The 16,407-nt window shown below is 60.7% G+C and carries 14 protein-coding genes and 1 pseudogene; 10 read left to right on the top strand and 5 right to left on the bottom strand.

Annotated features, from left to right (window positions below; all coding sequences use genetic code 11):
• Window positions 1-6 precede the first annotated feature (6 nt).
• Window positions 7-1,521 (top strand): lipopolysaccharide biosynthesis protein, encoded by a 1,515-nt coding sequence (locus tag ACD590_RS32555; protein WP_439004212.1) that lies wholly within the window; start codon window positions 7-9, stop codon window positions 1,519-1,521.
• A gap of 153 nt (window positions 1,522-1,674) precedes the next feature.
• Window positions 1,675-2,766, top strand: coding sequence for an acyltransferase family protein (locus tag ACD590_RS32550; RefSeq protein WP_439004211.1), 1,092 nt, complete (start codon window positions 1,675-1,677; stop codon window positions 2,764-2,766).
• Window positions 2,767-2,875: 109 nt separating this feature from the next.
• Here the strand turns inward: ACD590_RS32550 and ACD590_RS32545 are convergent, their stop codons facing one another.
• A complete protein-coding gene (locus ACD590_RS32545; RefSeq protein ID WP_439004210.1) occupies window positions 2,876-3,601 on the bottom strand; it encodes an FHA domain-containing protein in 726 nt (241 codons plus the stop codon).
• Between ACD590_RS32545 and ACD590_RS32540 the strand changes: the two are divergent.
• Window positions 3,585-3,827: pseudogene (locus tag ACD590_RS32540) on the top strand (CpaF family protein); the annotation flags it as partial. The gene ACD590_RS32545 and the pseudogene ACD590_RS32540 sit on opposite strands and share 17 nt — an antisense overlap.
• A 23-nt stretch (window positions 3,828-3,850) precedes the next feature.
• Here ACD590_RS32540 and ACD590_RS32535 read toward each other — a convergent pair.
• Genes ACD590_RS32535 through ACD590_RS32520 form a run of 4 tightly spaced genes read right to left on the bottom strand, consistent with a single transcriptional unit; the run spans window position 3,851 to window position 8,887 of the window.
• A complete protein-coding gene (locus ACD590_RS32535) occupies window positions 3,851-4,396 on the bottom strand; it encodes a sarcosine oxidase subunit gamma family protein (protein ID WP_439004209.1) in 546 nt (181 codons plus the stop codon).
• Window positions 4,389-7,346 carry a sarcosine oxidase subunit alpha family protein gene (locus tag ACD590_RS32530; RefSeq protein WP_439004208.1) on the bottom strand — a complete coding sequence of 986 codons (2,958 nt, stop codon included), beginning with the start codon at window positions 7,344-7,346 and terminating at the stop codon, window positions 4,389-4,391. The genes ACD590_RS32535 and ACD590_RS32530 overlap by 8 nt, the downstream gene beginning before the upstream one ends.
• Window positions 7,343-7,624: a sarcosine oxidase subunit delta gene (locus tag ACD590_RS32525; protein WP_018246147.1), complete on the bottom strand. Its 282-nt coding sequence runs from the start codon at window positions 7,622-7,624 to the stop codon at window positions 7,343-7,345. Before ACD590_RS32525 ends, ACD590_RS32530 begins: the two co-directional genes overlap by 4 nt.
• 12 nt (window positions 7,625-7,636) lie before the next feature.
• Window positions 7,637-8,887: a sarcosine oxidase subunit beta family protein gene (locus ACD590_RS32520; protein WP_131605594.1), complete on the bottom strand. Its 1,251-nt coding sequence runs from the start codon at window positions 8,885-8,887 to the stop codon at window positions 7,637-7,639.
• Between the two features lie 87 nt (window positions 8,888-8,974).
• On the opposite strand from ACD590_RS32520, the gene ACD590_RS32515 reads away from it, so the two are divergent.
• The 7 genes from ACD590_RS32515 to purU all read left to right on the top strand — a co-directional run bounded on the left by ACD590_RS32515 (window position 8,975) and on the right by purU (window position 16,239).
• Window positions 8,975-9,934, top strand: coding sequence for a GlxA family transcriptional regulator (locus ACD590_RS32515; protein ID WP_018517791.1), 960 nt, complete (start codon window positions 8,975-8,977; stop codon window positions 9,932-9,934).
• A 79-nt stretch (window positions 9,935-10,013) separates the two neighbouring features.
• Window positions 10,014-10,697, top strand: a complete 684-nt coding sequence (locus ACD590_RS32510; protein WP_018246144.1) for a helix-turn-helix domain-containing protein — start codon at window positions 10,014-10,016, stop codon at window positions 10,695-10,697.
• 88 nt (window positions 10,698-10,785) lie between these two features.
• Window positions 10,786-11,694 (top strand): class II glutamine amidotransferase, encoded by a 909-nt coding sequence (locus tag ACD590_RS32505; protein ID WP_112908747.1) that lies wholly within the window; start codon window positions 10,786-10,788, stop codon window positions 11,692-11,694.
• A gap of 38 nt (window positions 11,695-11,732) precedes the next feature.
• Window positions 11,733-12,419, top strand: coding sequence for a GXGXG domain-containing protein (locus ACD590_RS32500; RefSeq protein WP_247264971.1), 687 nt, complete (start codon window positions 11,733-11,735; stop codon window positions 12,417-12,419).
• Window positions 12,420-12,433: 14 nt separating this feature from the next.
• Entirely contained in the window at window positions 12,434-13,762 is a 1,329-nt protein-coding gene (locus tag ACD590_RS32495; protein ID WP_003548137.1) for an FMN-binding glutamate synthase family protein, read from the top strand.
• A gap of 80 nt (window positions 13,763-13,842) precedes the next feature.
• On the top strand, window positions 13,843-15,150 hold the full coding sequence (glnT, locus tag ACD590_RS32490; protein ID WP_128403639.1) for a type III glutamate--ammonia ligase: 1,308 nt from the start codon (window positions 13,843-13,845) through the stop codon (window positions 15,148-15,150).
• A gap of 204 nt (window positions 15,151-15,354) precedes the next feature.
• Window positions 15,355-16,239, top strand: coding sequence for a formyltetrahydrofolate deformylase (purU, locus tag ACD590_RS32485; protein ID WP_131605592.1), 885 nt, complete (start codon window positions 15,355-15,357; stop codon window positions 16,237-16,239).
• Window positions 16,240-16,407 lie beyond the last annotated feature (168 nt).

Here is a 16,407-nt window from a genome sequence, read left to right as displayed (position 1 = left end):
CTCACTTTGTCGGTTTTACAAGACGACGATATTCTATTCAGCCATGTCAGTGAGAACCGATCCGCCGCAGCCGTAACCGGTGCCTTCTGGTCGGCGCTGAGCACGCTTATTCCGACAGTTCTGACCTTCGCTGTTTTTGTGGTGACGTCTCGCGTTCTCCAGCCCCAGGATTTCGGTCTTGTCGCGCTGGCATTCAGCATTGTGTCGTTTGCGGGCAGCTTTGGACCAACGGCATTTGGCGAAGCGATTATACAAAAAGCCGAAATCAGGCGCAGCCATCTGGATACGATATTCCTGCTTTCGCTCGCTTTTTCATTTTTGATCTATGGCGCTTTGTGCATTTCCGCTTCGCCAATCGCGGCCTATGTGGGGCATGAGCAAATCACACCCCTGATTTACATCATGGGATTGAAGGTTTTCTTCGACTTCACGGCCGTCGTTCCGAATGCAATTGTCAATAGGAAGATGTCGTTTCATCTGGTAGCCGTCCGCACTGTGATTGCGACCATCACTTCTGCCTGCATTTGCCTTGTTTTGGTTCTCGCGGGTTTCGGCTTGTGGGGGCTTGCGATTGCACAGATCGCGGCCACAGCGGCATCATGCGGCGCCGCTTTCTGGGGCGCCGGGTGGCGGCCCGGGCTTTACCTGAAGCGAGCAAGCCTCAACGAGCTCCTTCATTATGGGTTCTTTGCATCCGGCACTCGGTTTTTACAGACGATGAGCTTGGACAACTTGCTCATTGGGGTGCTCTTGAGCCCGGCAGCGCTCGGGATCTATAACTTTTCCAAGCGTTTGTTTGATATGATCAACAACGTCATCGCCGGTGGCTTAACATCTGTCACGCACGTCTTGCTTTCTTCATTGCGAGCCGATCCGAAGAAAGTGCGAGAAGCATTTCTCATGGCAACGTTTGGCTGCGCTCTGGTGTCCTACCCCGTATTCATTGGCCTTGCCGCCGTTGCCGATGATGCGATCACGACAATTTTCGGTGCACATTGGATCGCGGCCGTTTGGCCGGTTCGGTTCTACTGCGTCATAGGATTGATGGCTGGGATCGGCTACGTGCAGGCATCCTTGATCAAGAGCCAAGGAGAGATGGATTGGTGGTTTTACTACCAGCTGGCACGAAACCTCCTCACACTCCTGACGATCGCAATTCTCTATCCTTATGGCGTCACGACGATTGTTTTCGCCATAATGATCGAAGTTCTGTTGTTTTGGCCGATCACCAGCTGGAAGGTTTCGCAGCATATAGAGCTGAGTATCCCGGCATATCTGGCGCAATTCCTGCGGCCTACGATAGCCTGTGCAGGAATGGTTGCAGTCATTTTCCTCCTCCACGAATTGCTCATTCATTGGTCCCCGTATCCACGCTTGGCCGCAGAAATCCTTGCAGGCGGCATGGTTTACTGCGGCCTGATATTCGTTCTGTGCAGAGCTCGTTTAAATATCTTGATCGGCAGCATAAAGCAGGCACGGCAGCGCAAAAGTAACAGGGGTGCGGTTGCCAACCCCGCATGATTTCCTGGCCCTACCGCAGAGACCTGTGTTGCGATTTGAAGGATCTGGTGCTCAAGCCGTCATCTGAAATTATGAGAACGTCGCTTCGGTGACGTTCTCATTCACCGCATCCGAACGCCCCTCAGACCAACGCGTAATAGGATAATCCATAAGATGACTAGCCTCGACCGCGGTTATTCGCCACCGGCGATGGACGATGTAGGAGTCTCGGTTGCCGACCGCAACCGTTACTATACGCTCGATGCAATGCGCGGATTTGCCGCTATTTGTGTTGTCGCTACACATTTCCGGGAGAGCTATGCGCCTTCAGCCTATCTGGCAGTCGATTTTTTCTTCGTTCTCAGCGGATTTATAATCGCCGAAATTTATGGAAAACGACTCTCGCGCGGTCTGCTGTTCCAGTCGTTTATGGCGGCCCGCATCAAGCGCCTTTATCCGCTCTATTTGATCGGAATTTTGGTCGGCCTCATCCAGATCATTCTGTTAACAAGCTGGGGGCTGAGAAATCAAAGTGTCATCGACCTGCTGGTGTCGACGACTGCGAACACGTTCTTTCTGCCCAGCCCAATGTACTTCCTTCAAGCGAACCCGATGCAAGGAATGTTTCCAATCAACGGTCCAGCATGGTCGATGTTCTGGGAACTGTTGGTGAATATAGTCTTCGCCCTGTGGCTTTTTCGGCTCTCTATCCGCGCCCTCTGCGGAGTTGCATTGGTCTCGGCTGCATTTTTGGTTTTTGTCGGTCTTAAATACGGTATGTTGAATATTGGCTGGGAGTGGCCCTCAGCGGTAGGTGGCCTGCCAAGGGTGATGTTTTCATTTACCGCAGGGGTCGTGATAAGCCGTCTATTCGGCGGCATGCCCGCTTGGAGAAAGGGCTGGGCCGCCATTGTGCCATGCCTTCTTCTGATGATTTGCATCGCGGCGCCGGTTCCTGTCGTGCTGCGGCCTTACTACGACTTGATGTTCGCGATGGCCTTGGCACCGCTCATCGTGATGCTTGGCCTCTTTTTGGAGATGCCTGCAAAAGCAGAGGCGTTGGCGACATGGATTGGGTATATCTCCTACCCAATCTACATCCTACATCGAGGGGCGATCGGTGTGTTCAAGCCGGTTGCGGCGTCGATTGGATTGAATAACCCTCTCGCTTTCTCGGTGTTTCTCAGCGCGGTCGTATGTTTCGCTTATGTGACCGCTCGTCTCGTTGACAAAACGATGGCTACGCGGACCCGTCGAGCTCGATAACTTTGCGTCGGCTTTCCCAGGTGTACGCATTAAATACATGGGTGCGCTGGGAATGGTCGGTCAACTGCTCGTCTTGCGGCAAACCGCTTCGACGAGTTTATGTCGTCGATCAGCGGCGGGCGACCGGCTTCACGGCGGCGCGGCGCTGCAGCGCGAAACGCGCGGCCGAGCAGTTGATGTCGGGAACGAGATCGTAGGTCTGCTGGTAGAGGCTCTGCGCCAGCGTATTGTTGCCGCGATTTTCCGAGGCAAGGGCTGCCAGTGCCGTACGCTTGTAGGCCTCGACGATCGGCTCTGCGGCCTTTGCCAGCGCCGCGTCGTCAGACGGTTCGGCTGCAAGCGAAAGGGCGGCATAGGTTGCGTCGCCATCCCTGCCGACGCGGCCGCCGACAGCGCCGTTAAAGCTTTGCTCGGAAACCTGGCGCATGCGTCGGGCATTCTTGATGCATGTCGGAATGCGGCCGGCTTCCGCATTGATGCGCTCGGCCGTCGGGCCACTTTCCGCGCTGCCGCTGTCGGACAGGATCACGTAGCCGATGATGCCGACGATGGCGAGATAGGCGACCCCCATGCCGGCCAGGAAGGCCGGCTGCTTGAGGAGCGACTTTTTCGGCTTGTCGTCACTTGCTTTGGAAGCCTCCTTCTTCGGCGCCTCCTTGGCGGCGGCTTTGACGACGAACTGGAATTCGACATCCTTGCCGAGACGGAAGCTGTCGCCGGCCTTCAGCGAGGCTGTCTGCAACAATGCTTCGCCGCGCAGCATGATCGGGTTCAGCCCCATGCGGCGAATGATGAAGCCGCCGTCGCTCTGCCGCTCCGCCCGCTTCAAGCGCACCGGCCGGCGCCGGGTGATCGAGATTTCCGAGATCAAGGGCCTGAACAATGACGGCCAGTATATCGTCGAAAGCATCTACAAGCTCGAGGGCGACGGACATTCCAATCCCGATGGCGCACTGCTGTGGACCGGTGTCGTGCCGAGCTTTGCCGCCGATGCGGTGGAAGAACTGCAAGGCGCGGAGCGCCCCGAACGGGTTGGTGCCGCCACGCTGCATACAGCTTGAAAAACGATCGAAACCCGCCTCTATCAGACGCTATCCTTTTCAGCGCTCGCCGCCATATGGGTGAGATCGTCCCAGAGGCTTTCGGCAAAGCTGCGCAGCACCGTGAGTTCGAAGCTGTCATCGCCGGTGCGGACGATCTGCACCGAGAGATGACCGACCATCGTCATGGCCGAATGGCCTTCCGGAAAGGTGGAAGGATCGAGATCGACGGCAGTTCCCTTTGAAAGAAGCGCCCGCGAAGAACGGCCGGAAACGCCGATACGCACGCGCCCGTGGCTCTGGTCCATGACGTAGGCCTTTCCCGCAAGCGCTGCGGCGAGAGCATCGAGGCTGGCCGGGACAAGCGGCTCGTCGCCGGCGACGAACCATTGCCGGAAGCCCGCCTTGCGGATCGAACTCTGAGCAAAGCCCGCCTTCACCAATTCCGCGGCGAGCGCGGATGGCTCGATGGCGCCAAGCACATGCAGGAGATGGCCCTCCGGCAGGGCTGCCAGCCGGATGCCTGCCTCCGAGATGCCGTTATAGAGCGTTCCGGACAGAACCGGTTTATGTTGCGGAAGATCACGCATGGAGCTTCTCGTTTTCAGGATCGATGAAGACGGGATTGCAGAGCACCGCATCGGTGAATTCATTGCGCAGGCCGTTCCAGACCGTCACCTTTTCACCGATGCGCTCCGGCCCGCGCCTGACGAGCGCCAGGCCGATCGAATGGCCGAGCGTCGGCGAAAAGGCGCTTGACGTCACGTAGCCCTGGTCGTTTTCGAGCGTCGCCGCAACGCCGTCGGCAAGAATATGCGAGCCGGTGCGAAAGCCGGTCGCCGGATTAATCGGCTTGACACCGACGAGGCGTGGCCGCTCGGGGTCCTGCAGCCCTTCGCGGGCCAGCATTGCCCTGCCGATGAAGTCCGGCTTGGTTGATGAAACCATGCGGCCGAAACCGAGATCGCCTGGCGTCACCGTCCCGTTGATTTCGGCATGGGTGACATGACCCTTTTCGATGCGCATGACGCCGAGCGCTTCGGCGCCATAGGCGCAGATGCCATGTTTCTCGCCCGCCGCCATGATCGCGTCGGCAACGCCTTCGCCATAGCCGGCCGGTACGGCCAGCTCGTAGGCGAGTTCGCCGGAGAAGGAGATCCGGAAGAGCCGGCCCTCGAGCCCGCCGCCGAAGAGCGAGACCTTGCGGGCAGTCATGAAGGGAAAGGCCGCATCCGATATGTCCCCGTCGACGATCTCGGAGAGGACGGCGCGCGACTTCGGCCCGGCGACGGCCATCTGCGCCCATTGATCGGTCGAGGAGGCGAAGCAGACGTCGAGTTCCGGCCAGAGCGTCTGGGCACAGAATTCGAGATGGGTCAGCACACCAGCGGCAAGTGCGGTCGTCGTGGTCATGAAGAAATGGTCGTCACTGAACCGGCTGGTGGTGCCGTCATCGTAGATGAAGCCGTCCTCGCGCAGCATGATGCCGTAACGCGCCTTGCCGACGGCGACCTTGGCGAAGCCGTTGCAATAGATGCGATCGAGGAAGGTCGCGGCATCCCTACCGAAGATTTCGATCTTGCCGAGGGTCGAGACGTCGCAGAGGCCGGCATTCTTCCGGATATTCAGCACCTCGCGGTCGACGCTTTCGCGCCAAGTCGTCTCGCCGGGGCGCGGGAACCAGGAGGAACGGTACCACAGGCCGGTTTCGACGAAGACCGCACCGTTCTTCTCAGCCCAGCCATGCAGCGGCGATTTGCGCGCCGGCTGGAAATGTTTGCCGCGCGACGCCCCGGTCAGGGCGCCGAAGGAAACCGGCGTATAGAAGGGCCGGAAGGTCGTCGTTCCCACCTCGGCGGGAGACACGCCGCGCGCCTCGGCGAGAATGCCGATGGCGTTGATGTTGGAAAGCTTGCCCTGGTCGGTCGCCATGCCGCTTGTGGTGTAACGCTTGGCGAGCTCGACATGGCCGTAGCCTTCGCGGACGGCGAGACCCAAATCCTTGAGATGCACGTCGTTCTGATAATCGACGAAAGCCTTGCCCTTCGAGCCCTTGACCGACCAGAGCGGCTTTGCCTGTGCAGCCGTCTCGGACGCCGGGGCAAAGGCCGGCTCCGCCGATGCGAAACCGATCGCCTTCAACGCGGCAACTGCCTTTGCGGCGCCATCCCCGAGGCAGGTCGCGGTTTGCACCATGCCGGCAGCCGAGCCGGCAACGGTCAGACCTTCCTGCTGGACAGGCGCCAGAAACGCCGAGGCCTCATTCGACCATTGCGGTTTTGCACCGCGATGGCAGGCAAGATGAATGATCGGGCTCCAGCCGCCCGACATGGCAAGCGCATCCGCTTCAATCCGACGGGTGCCGCCTGCTGCCTCGACGCTGACGCCGCGCAGTCGCTTGCCGCCAAACGCATCGATGACCCTGGCGCCCTTCAGCACTTCGGCGCGACCCTGCCAGCTCTCGGCCGCATCCCCGCGGCTGTCGATAATCGCCGCGACCTCAAGACCGGCGGCCTCGAGATCGGCAGCGGTGCGATATCCGGCATCGTTGGTGGTGAAGATGACAGTGCTTCTGCCGGGCGCGACCGCCTGCCGGTTGAGATAGCTGCGCATGGCGCCTGCCATCATCACACCGGGAATATCGTTGCCGCCGAAGACGAGCGGCCGCTCTTCGGCGCCCGTCGCAAGGATCGCCTGGCGGGCGACGATGCGCCACAATCTTTCGACCGGACGATCAGGATCGGGCATCGCCACATGCTTCTGCACCCGTTCGACGGCGCCGAAGACATTGTCGTCGTACCAGCCGAACACCGTCATCCGCGGCAGGCGGCGCACGTTCTCCAGGCTCGCCAGCTCGGCAAGCAGCTCTCCCAGAAGCGCGTCCGCCGGCTTGCCGTCAACAGTGCCGCGGTCGGAAAGCAGGCTGCCGCCGAGTTCGGCTCCCTCGTCGGCGAGGATGACGCGCGCACCGGCGCGGCCGGCGGTCAGCGCTGCGGCAAGACCAGCAGGGCCGGCGCCGATCACGAACAGATCGCAATGCGCCCAGGATTTCTCGTAGGTGTCGGGATCGGCCTCATAGGAGGCCCTGCCGAGGCCTGCCGCCTTGCGGATCACCGGCTCGTAGAGCTTTTCCCAGAGGGCCGCCGGCCACATGAAGGTCTTGTAGTAGAAACCGGCGCTGAGGAAGGGCGACAGCAGCCCGTTGACGGCGCCGACATCGACGCCGAGCGAGGGCCAGCGGTTCTGGCTCTTTGCCGTCAGCCCCTGGTAAAGCTCGATCATCGTCGCGCGCGTATTCGGTTCGGTGCGCCCGCCGCTGCCTGTCGTCACCAGCGCGTTCGGTTCGGCGGCCCCCGCCGTCAGGATGCCGCGCGGGCGGTGATATTTGAAGCTGCGGCCGACGAGCTGGACGCCGTTGGCAAGCAGCGCCGAGGCGAGCGTATCGCCCGGATGGCCTTCGAGCGGCCTGCCGTCGAAGGTGAAGCCGAGTGTTGTGGCGCGCTCGATGCGGCCGCCGGAGGAAAGACGGAAGCTCGTCATGCCGGTTCTCCGCCGAGCTTGGAAAGGGCGGCGTCCCTGACGCCGTGGACCGCATGGGTGACGGTATCGCGTTCGACGATCAGCCAGCGGCGGCATCCGGAGGAGTGGTGCCAGTATTCGCTGTGCCGGCCCCTCGGATTGTCACGCAGATAGACATAATCGAACCAGGCCTCCGCACCGGCATCCGGCGCCGGCCTGATAAGGCCGGCATCGCCGCGGATCGAAAATTCCTCCTTGGGTCGGGCGCCGCAATGGGGACAGGAAATCAGGCTTGCCATCGTCGAAAGTCCTCAGTGCAGATTGGGCTGGGCGCCGACGCCCTTTTCGTCGATCGGGTAGCCGCGCGCGAAGCGGTCGAGCCGGAAGGCGCGGGCGGTCTGATGCGGCGCATTGCGGGCAATCAGATGGGCGTAGCAGAAGCCGGAGGCGGGCGTGGCCTTGAAGCCGCCATAACACCAGCCGGTGTTGAGATAGAGATTGTCGATATGGGTGCGATCGATGATCGGCGAGCCGTCCATGCTCATATCCATGACGCCACCCCAGGAGCGCAGATACCGCACGCGCGACAAGGAAGGGATCATCGCCAGCCCGGCTTCGGCGACATGTTCGACCGAAGCGAGATTGCCGCGCTGGGCATAGGAATTGTAGCCGTCGATATCGCCGCCGAAGACGAGGCCGCCCTTGTCCGACTGGGACACGTAGAAATGCCCGGCGCCGAAGGTGACGACTGTGTCGATGAACGGCTTCAGCCCTTCGGAAACGAAGGCCTGCAGCACATGGCTTTCGATCGGCAGCCGCAGGCCGGCCATGTCGGCGACGACGGTGGAGTTGCCGGCTGCCGCAAGCGCCAGCTTGCCGCAGCCGATGAAGCCCTTGCTGGTCTCGACGCCGGTCACCTGGCCGTTTTCGCTGCGGATGCCGGTCACCTCGCACTGGGTGATGATGTCGACGCCGCGTTGATCGGCGCCGCGCGCATAACCCCAGGCGACCGCATCGTGGCGCACCGTGCCGCCGCGCGGGTGGAACAGGCCGCCCATAATGGGGAAACGGGCATTGTCGAAATCGAGGAAGGGTAATTTCCGGCGCACCGCCTGCCTGTCGAGAAGCTCGGCGTCGACGCCGTGCAGCCGCATGGCGTTGCCGCGGCGCGTATAGGCGTCGCGCTGGGCGTCGGAATGGAAGAGGTTGAGCACGCCGCGCTGCGAGACCATGGCGTTGAAGTTGAAGTCCTGCTCCAGCCCCTCCCAGAGTTTCATCGACAGCTCGTAGAAGGGATTGTTGCCCGGCAGCAGATAGTTCGAACGGATGATCGTCGTGTTCCTGCCGATATTGCCGGAGCCGAGATAGCCCTTTTCGAGGACGGCGACATTGGTGACGCCGAATTCCTTGGCAAGATAATAGGCGGTGGCAAGACCATGGCCGCCGCCACCGACGATGATGACGTCGTAATGCGGCTTTGGCGCCGGGTCGCGCCAGGCAGGCGCCCAGCTTTTGTTGCCGCGAAGGCCGTTCAGGAAAATCGAAAGAGCGGAATAGCGCATGGGTCACCCCGGAAAGAACACGTCCATGATGCCAGAAAGAGGAGCGCTGACTTGCACAATACGGACATCAATCGCTAAGAAAGAGACATGTCCTCACTTGATAGCAGAAATACCCAGACGATCGGGTTCATCCTTATCCCGGGATTTGCGCTGATGTCCTATGCCTCGGCGACCGAGCCGCTCAGGGCGGCAAATCTCTTGGCCGGACGTGAGATCTATCGGCTGCAGATCTTCTCGCCCGATGGCGCCCCGGCGCTTTCCTCCTCGGGCGTCAGCGTCCCCGCCGAACCTCTGCCCGTCAGGGGCGCGGGGCTCGGAACGGCCTTCGTCTGCGCCGGCGGGTTGCCCCGCGACTGGCGGTATCCCGGCGTACTTGCCTGCTTGCGGCAGCTGTCGCGCGAAGGTGTGAGGATCGGCGGCATCTCGGGCGGCCCCTATCTGATGGCCGCTGCCGGTCTGCTTGGCGGCCGCGACTTCACTATCCACTGGGAGCATGCCGCAGCCCTTCTTGAAGCCTTCCCGGACCTCACGCCGCGCCAGGCGCGCTTCATGATCGACGGCAACCGGATTACCTGCGGCGGCGGCATCGCACCGCTCGACATGATGCATGTGCTGATCGCCGAGCGCATGGGGCCGGATTTCGCCCGCCGCGTCAGCGACTGGTATCTTCATACAGAGGTCAACGAACCCGCCGCACCCCAGCGCGCCTCGCTGGCGGAGCGTTATGGCGTTTATCATCCCGGCCTGCTCAGCGTTCTCGAGCGGATGGAGGAGACGATCGAGATGCCGCTCGAGCGTGCCGCCATGGCGCGCATCGCCGGCGTCACCACCCGCCATCTCGACCGGCTCTTTGCGGCCCAGCTCAATACCACCTTCCTCGATCAATACCGCAGGATCAGGCTGCAGCATGCCCATCGTCTGCTGAAACAGAGCCCGCTTTCCGTCTCGGAAATCGCGGTGGCTACCGGTTTTTCCAGTCTGAGCCATTTTTCCCGGATGTTCCGTGCCCTCTACGGCATCGCTCCGCGCGAAGCGCGGCGGGAATAGGTTTTCTTCACGGTTGAGAAATTTTCACTATGACGATAGGGTTGTCTTGGACAAAAGAAAAGGCGGCAGTGGAAAACCCATGAAATCCAACCGTAAAGCGGCAGAGCAACCGGAACAGGCGCCTAGCGGACGCGCTCCCTTTTCCCAGGATCCGCACGCCGTTCGCGAGCCGAAGGAAAACAACCTCGAAATGGCGATCGGCCATGAGGTGCGCGCCTACCGCAAGAAACTCGGCATCACGGTCACCGATCTGGCCGCCGCCACCGGCATTTCGCTCGGCATGCTGTCGAAGATCGAGAACGGCAACATCTCGCCGTCGTTGACGACGCTGCAATCACTGTCGCGGGCGCTCGGCGTACCGCTGACTGCCTTTTTTCGCCGCTATGAGGAACCGCGCAATGCCGTCTTCGTCAAGGCGGGGCAGGGCATCGAGCTCGAACGGCGCGGCACGCGCGCCGGCCATCAATATAATCTGCTCGGCCATATCGACAACAATACCAGCGGCGTCATTGTCGAGCCCTATCTCATCACACTGACGGCCGATTCCGACACCTTCCCGACCTTTCAGCACGAGGGCATGGAATTTCTCTACATGCTGGAAGGCGTGGTCGTTTACCGCCATGGCGACCAGCTTTTCCAGATGGAGCCGGGCGACAGCCTGTTCTTCGATGCCGATGCACCGCATGGGCCGGAGCAGCTGGTGAAACTGCCTAGCAAGTACCTTTCGATCATCACCTATCCTCAGCGGAGCTCGAAAGGCTGACTTGCCTTAAAAGAAAAAATCTTTCTTCCGAGTTGAAATCCCAAAACAGACCTGCTAGTCCTTTCTCAACACGAACGGAGGTCTGGTCATGTGCGGAATTGTGGGTCTCTTCCTCAAGGATAAAAGTCTCGAACCGGAGCTCGGCGCGCTCCTGTCGTCCATGCTGGTGACGATGACGGATCGGGGGCCGGACAGTGCCGGTATCGCGATCTATGGCGACGCCAGCGGCAACAATGCCAAGATCACCATCCAGTCGGCCAATCCGAAGAAGGATTTCGCCGGCCTCGAGGCCGAACTCGGCCAGGCGGTTAGCGCACCGGTCGCCATCCAGGTGAAGAGCACGCATGCCGTCATCACGCTTGCGAAGGATCTGCTCGACGCGGGCAAGGCAGCCGTTGCGGAACTGCGTCCGAACGTTCGCATCATGAGCAGCGGCGACGCCATCGAGATCTATAAGGAAACCGGCCTGCCAAAGGATGTCGTCTCCCGCTTCGCGGTCAATTCAATGGCCGGCACCCACGGCATCGGCCATACCCGCATGGCGACGGAATCGGCCGTCACGACGCTCGGCGCCCATCCTTTCTCCACCGGCTCCGACCAATGCCTGGTGCATAATGGCTCGCTCTCGAACCACAACAATCTGCGCCGCGAGCTGAAGCGCGAAGGCATGACCTTCGAAACAGAAAACGACACCGAGGTCGCCGCTGCCTATCTGACCGCAGAGATGGCCAAGGGCAAGAATCTCGGCCAGGCGCTGGAAGGCGCGGTCGATGACCTCGACGGCTTCTTCACCTTCGTCGTCGGTACGAAGTCCGGCTTCGGCGTCGTGCGCGACGCAATTGCCTGCAAGCCCGCTGTCATGGCCGAAACGGACCAGTATGTCGCATTCGGTTCGGAATACCGGGCGCTCGTCAATCTGCCCGGCATCGAGAATGCCCGGGTCTGGGAGCCGGAGCCTGCAACCGTCTATTTCTGGGATCACCAGAAGGTCGCTTGACCGGCGCCTCATGCGTATTCTCCAAGGGTTATTGAAACATGCCTGTCATTGATCTTGCCACTACGCCGTTACGCGAACTCAACAGCGCCCTGCACAACATCCAGAACGGTTCGAACGATCTTTCCTTCGAAGTCGTCAATCCGCGTGGCAGCCATTCGGTTGCCGTCGGGATCGATGCGCCGGTCACGGTCGACGTGAAGGGGTCCGTCGGCTATTATTGCGCCGGCATGAACGACGGCGGGACCATCACCGTTCACGGTTCGGCAGGTCCGGGTGTTGCGGAAAACATGATGTCTGGAACAGTCGTCATCGAGGGCGATGCCAGCCAGTATGCCGGCGCAACCGGCCGCGGCGGCCTCCTTGTCATCAAGGGCAATGCGGCGTCACGCTGCGGCATCTCGATGAAGGGCATCGACATTGTCGTTCATGGCAATATCGGCCACATGTCCGCCTTCATGGGCCAGTCCGGCCACCTCGTGGTGCTCGGCGATGCCGGCGATGCGCTTGGGGATTCGCTCTACGAGGCGAAGCTCTTCGTGCGCGGTTCGGTCAAGAGCCTGGGTGCGGATTGCATCGAAAAGGAGCTGCGTCCGGAGCATCTGACGAAGCTGGCCGAACTTCTCGAAAAGGCGGGCGTGACCGAAGTGAGGCCCGAGGAATTCAAGCGTTACGGCTCCGCCCGCAAGCTTTACAATTTCAATATCGACAACGCTGACGCATATTAAGGCGAGGGACCATCATGAGCTATCACAACCCCTATACCCCGCCGCGCAAGTCCGCGACCTTCGACGATTACACGCTGGCGGAAATCCGCCGTGCTGCGGCGACTGGAATTTACGACATCCGTGGCGCCGGCACCAAACGGAAGGTTCCGCATTTCGATGACTTGCTGTTTCTCGGCGCATCGATCTCGCGCTATCCGCTCGAAGGCTACCGCGAGAAGTGCGACACGTCGGTCGTCCTCGGCGCGCGCTTTGCCAAAAAGCCCATTCACCTGAAGACGCCGATCACCATTGCCGGCATGAGCTTCGGCGCCCTGTCCGGCAATGCCAAGGAAGCGCTCGGACGCGGCGCGACGATTGCCGGAACCTCCACCACCACAGGCGACGGCGGGATGACCGATGAAGAGCGCGGCCATTCACAGACGTTGGTCTACCAGTATCTGCCGTCGCGATACGGCATGAATCCCAAGGACCTGCGTCGCGCCGATGCGATCGAAGTGGTAGTCGGTCAAGGCGCAAAGCCCGGCGGCGGCGGCATGCTGCTCGGCCAGAAGATCTCCGATCGCGTCGCCAACATGCGCAACCTGCCGAAGGGCATCGACCAGCGCTCGGCGTGCCGCCATCCGGATTGGACTGGCCCGGACGACCTCGAAATCAAGATCCTGGAACTGCGCGAGATCACCGACTGGGAAAAGCCGATCTATGTGAAGGTCGGCGGCGCGCGTCCCTATTACGACACAGCGCTTGCCGTGAAGGCCGGTGCCGACGTGGTGGTGCTCGATGGCATGCAGGGCGGAACCGCCGCGACGCAGGATGTGTTCATCGAGAATGTCGGCATGCCGACGCTCGCCTGCATCCGCCCCGCGGTCCAGGCACTGCAGGATCTCGGCATGCATCGCAAGGTGCAATTGATCATCTCGGGCGGCATTCGTTCGGGCGCCGACGTGGCCAAGGCACTGGCGCTGGGTGCCGATGCCGTTGCCATCGGCACGGCGGCGCTCGTTGCGATCGGCGACAACGATCCGCACTGGGAAGAAGAATACCAAAAGCTCGGCACGACGGCCGGCGCCTATGACGACTGGCACGAGGGCAAAGATCCGGCCGGCATCACGACGCAGGACCCGGAACTGATGAAGCGGCTTGATCCAATCGCGGCCGGCCGCCGTCTCGCCAACTATCTGAAGGTTATGACGCTGGAAGCCCAGACCATTGCGCGCGCCTGCGGCAAGAACCACCTGCACAACCTGGAACCGGAAGATCTTTGCGCCCTGACGATGGAGGCCGCCGCCATGGCCCAGATCCCGCTCGCCGGCACAAACTGGTATCCCGGCAAGGGAGGCTACTAATTTCTACCGGCCGGGCAAACGTCCCGGCCGTCTCGCATCCATAACCAAAGTGTCTCCAAGAAATCCAAAGGGGAACGAGAATGACACTGGACCTTGCTGCTTTTGCCAGAGACAAAGGCATCAAATATTTCATGATCAGCTATACCGACCTGTTCGGCGGCCAACGCGCCAAGCTGGTCCCCGCGGAAGCCATCGCCGATATGCAGAAAGATGGCGCCGGCTTCGCGGGCTTCGCAACCTGGCTCGATTTGACGCCTGCCCATCCCGACCTGTTCGCGGTTCCCGATGCTTCCTCGGTCATCCAACTACCCTGGAAGAAAGACGTCGCATGGGTTGCCGCCGACTGCGTCATGGACGATCAGCCTGTCGAACAGGCGCCACGTGTGCTGCTGAAAAGACTGGTCGCTGAAGCTGCGAAAGAAGGGCTCCGGGTGAAAACCGGCGTGGAGCCCGAGTTCTTTCTCATCTCTGCCGACGGCTCGGTGATTTCAGACCAGTTCGATACAGCCGAGAAGCCTTGCTACGACCAGCAGGCCGTGATGCGTCGGTATGATGTCATTGCCGAGATTTGCGACTACATGCTCGAGCTCGGCTGGAAGCCCTATCAGAACGACCACGAGGACGCGAACGGTCAGTTCGAGATGAACTGGGAATATGACGACGCTCTTCAAACGGCAGACAAGCACTCCTTCTTCAAGTTCATGGTCAAGTCGGTCGCCGAAAAGCACGGCCTTCGCGCCACCTTCATGCCGAAGCCCTTCAAAGGCCTGACCGGAAACGGGTGCCATGCCCACATCTCGGTCTGGGACATCGATGGCAAGGTAAACGCCTTCGCGGACAAGGAAATGGCCTTTGGGCTTTCCGCTCAGGGGAAAACCTTTCTCGGCGGCATCATGAAACACGCATCCGCGCTTGCCGCGATCACCAATCCGACGGTCAATTCCTACAAGCGCATCAACGCGCCGCGCACGACATCTGGCGCGACCTGGTCGCCGAACACCGTGACCTGGACGGGCAATAACCGCACCCACATGGTGCGCGTGCCGGGACCGGGACGTTTCGAATTGCGCCTGCCAGACGGTGCGGTCAACCCGTACCTGCTGCAGGCGATCATCATCGCCGCCGGCCTCGACGGCATCCGCAGCCAGGCCGATCCCGGCCGGCACTACGATATCGACATGTATGCCGAGGGGCATCTGGTGAAGGACGCGCCGCGCCTGCCGCTCAACCTGCTCGACGCGCTACGTGCCTATGATGCCGACGAAGGCTTGAAGGAGGCGATCGGGGCCGAGTTTTCCGCCGCCTATCTCAAGCTCAAGCATCAGGAATGGAATGCCTATTGCTCGCATTTCACCCAGTGGGAACGCGACAGCACGCTCGACATCTGAGGGGCTGGACGCCTCTGGCGCATACCTCCCGAAAACCGGAATCGATTTTCGGAAAGGATTATGCGCTGATTCAAAGTGATAGAGCGTCCTTGGCGCGTCTGAAAAGACGCGCGGCGCTCTATTGACACGCTGACGCGCGCCGGGGCGAACAGGCTTCGGCGTGATCGGACCTTCTGCACTTGATATGGCGAAGAAAGTGACAGCATGAAGAACTTCGTACTCACCGTATCCTGCAAATCGACACGCGGCATCGTCGCGGCGATTTCGAGCTATCTGGCCGACAAGGGCTGCAACATCATCGACAGCTCGCAGTTCGACGATCTCGATACCGGAAAGTTCTTCATGCGCGTCAGCTTCATTTCGGAAGAGGGGCTTTCGGGCGCCGATATCGACGCCGGCTTTGCTGCCGTCGCCGCGCCCTTCGAAATGGATTACGATTTTCACGACAGCGAGAAGCGCATGAAGGTGCTGTTGATGGTGTCGCGCTTCGGCCATTGCCTCAACGACCTGCTTTACCGCTGGAAGATCGGCGCACTGCCGATCGATATCGTCGGCGTCGTCTCCAACCATTTCGATTACCAGAAGGTCGTGGTCAACCACGACATCCCCTTCCACCATATTCCGGTCACCAAGGCCAATAAAACGCAGGCCGAGGCCCGTATCATGGAGGTGGCCGAGCAGACCGGCACGGAGTTGATCGTACTGGCCCGCTACATGCAGATCCTGTCGGACGAGATGTGCCAGAAGATGTCCGGCCGGATCATCAACATCCATCATTCCTTCCTGCCGAGCTTCAAAGGCGCCAACCCTTACAAGCAGGCCTACGGCCGCGGCGTGAAGCTGATCGGGGCGACGGCGCATTACGTCACCGCCGATCTCGACGAAGGCCCGATCATCGAGCAGGACACGGCGCGGATCACCCATGCGCAGTCGCCCGACGACTATGTCTCAATCGGCCGCGACGTCGAAAGCCAGGTGCTGGCACGTGCCATCCACGCCCATATCCATCATCGCACCTTCATCAACGGCAACCGCACCGTGGTCTTCCCGGCAAGCCCCGGCAGCTACGCCTCCGAACGCATGGGTTGAGACGTGCATCGACAGTAGCAGCCTCGCCGCATCCGTCATTCAGAGCGTTAAGGTTGCGGCAGGTGCCATCAAAGTTTGGGAAATGCATGCCGGGCGGGCTTGCCACGGCGCGAAAGACTTATATAGTCAGGAAATAAATATTCCGTAGAGGAAACAAAAGGGAACGGA

Source organism: Rhizobium sp. 862_C5_N1_2, from assembly GCF_051811205.1.
GTDB lineage: Bacteria > Pseudomonadota > Alphaproteobacteria > Rhizobiales > Rhizobiaceae > Rhizobium > Rhizobium leguminosarum.
Note: the sequence above shows the minus strand (reverse complement) of the source record. Positions and strands in the feature narration are given on the sequence as shown.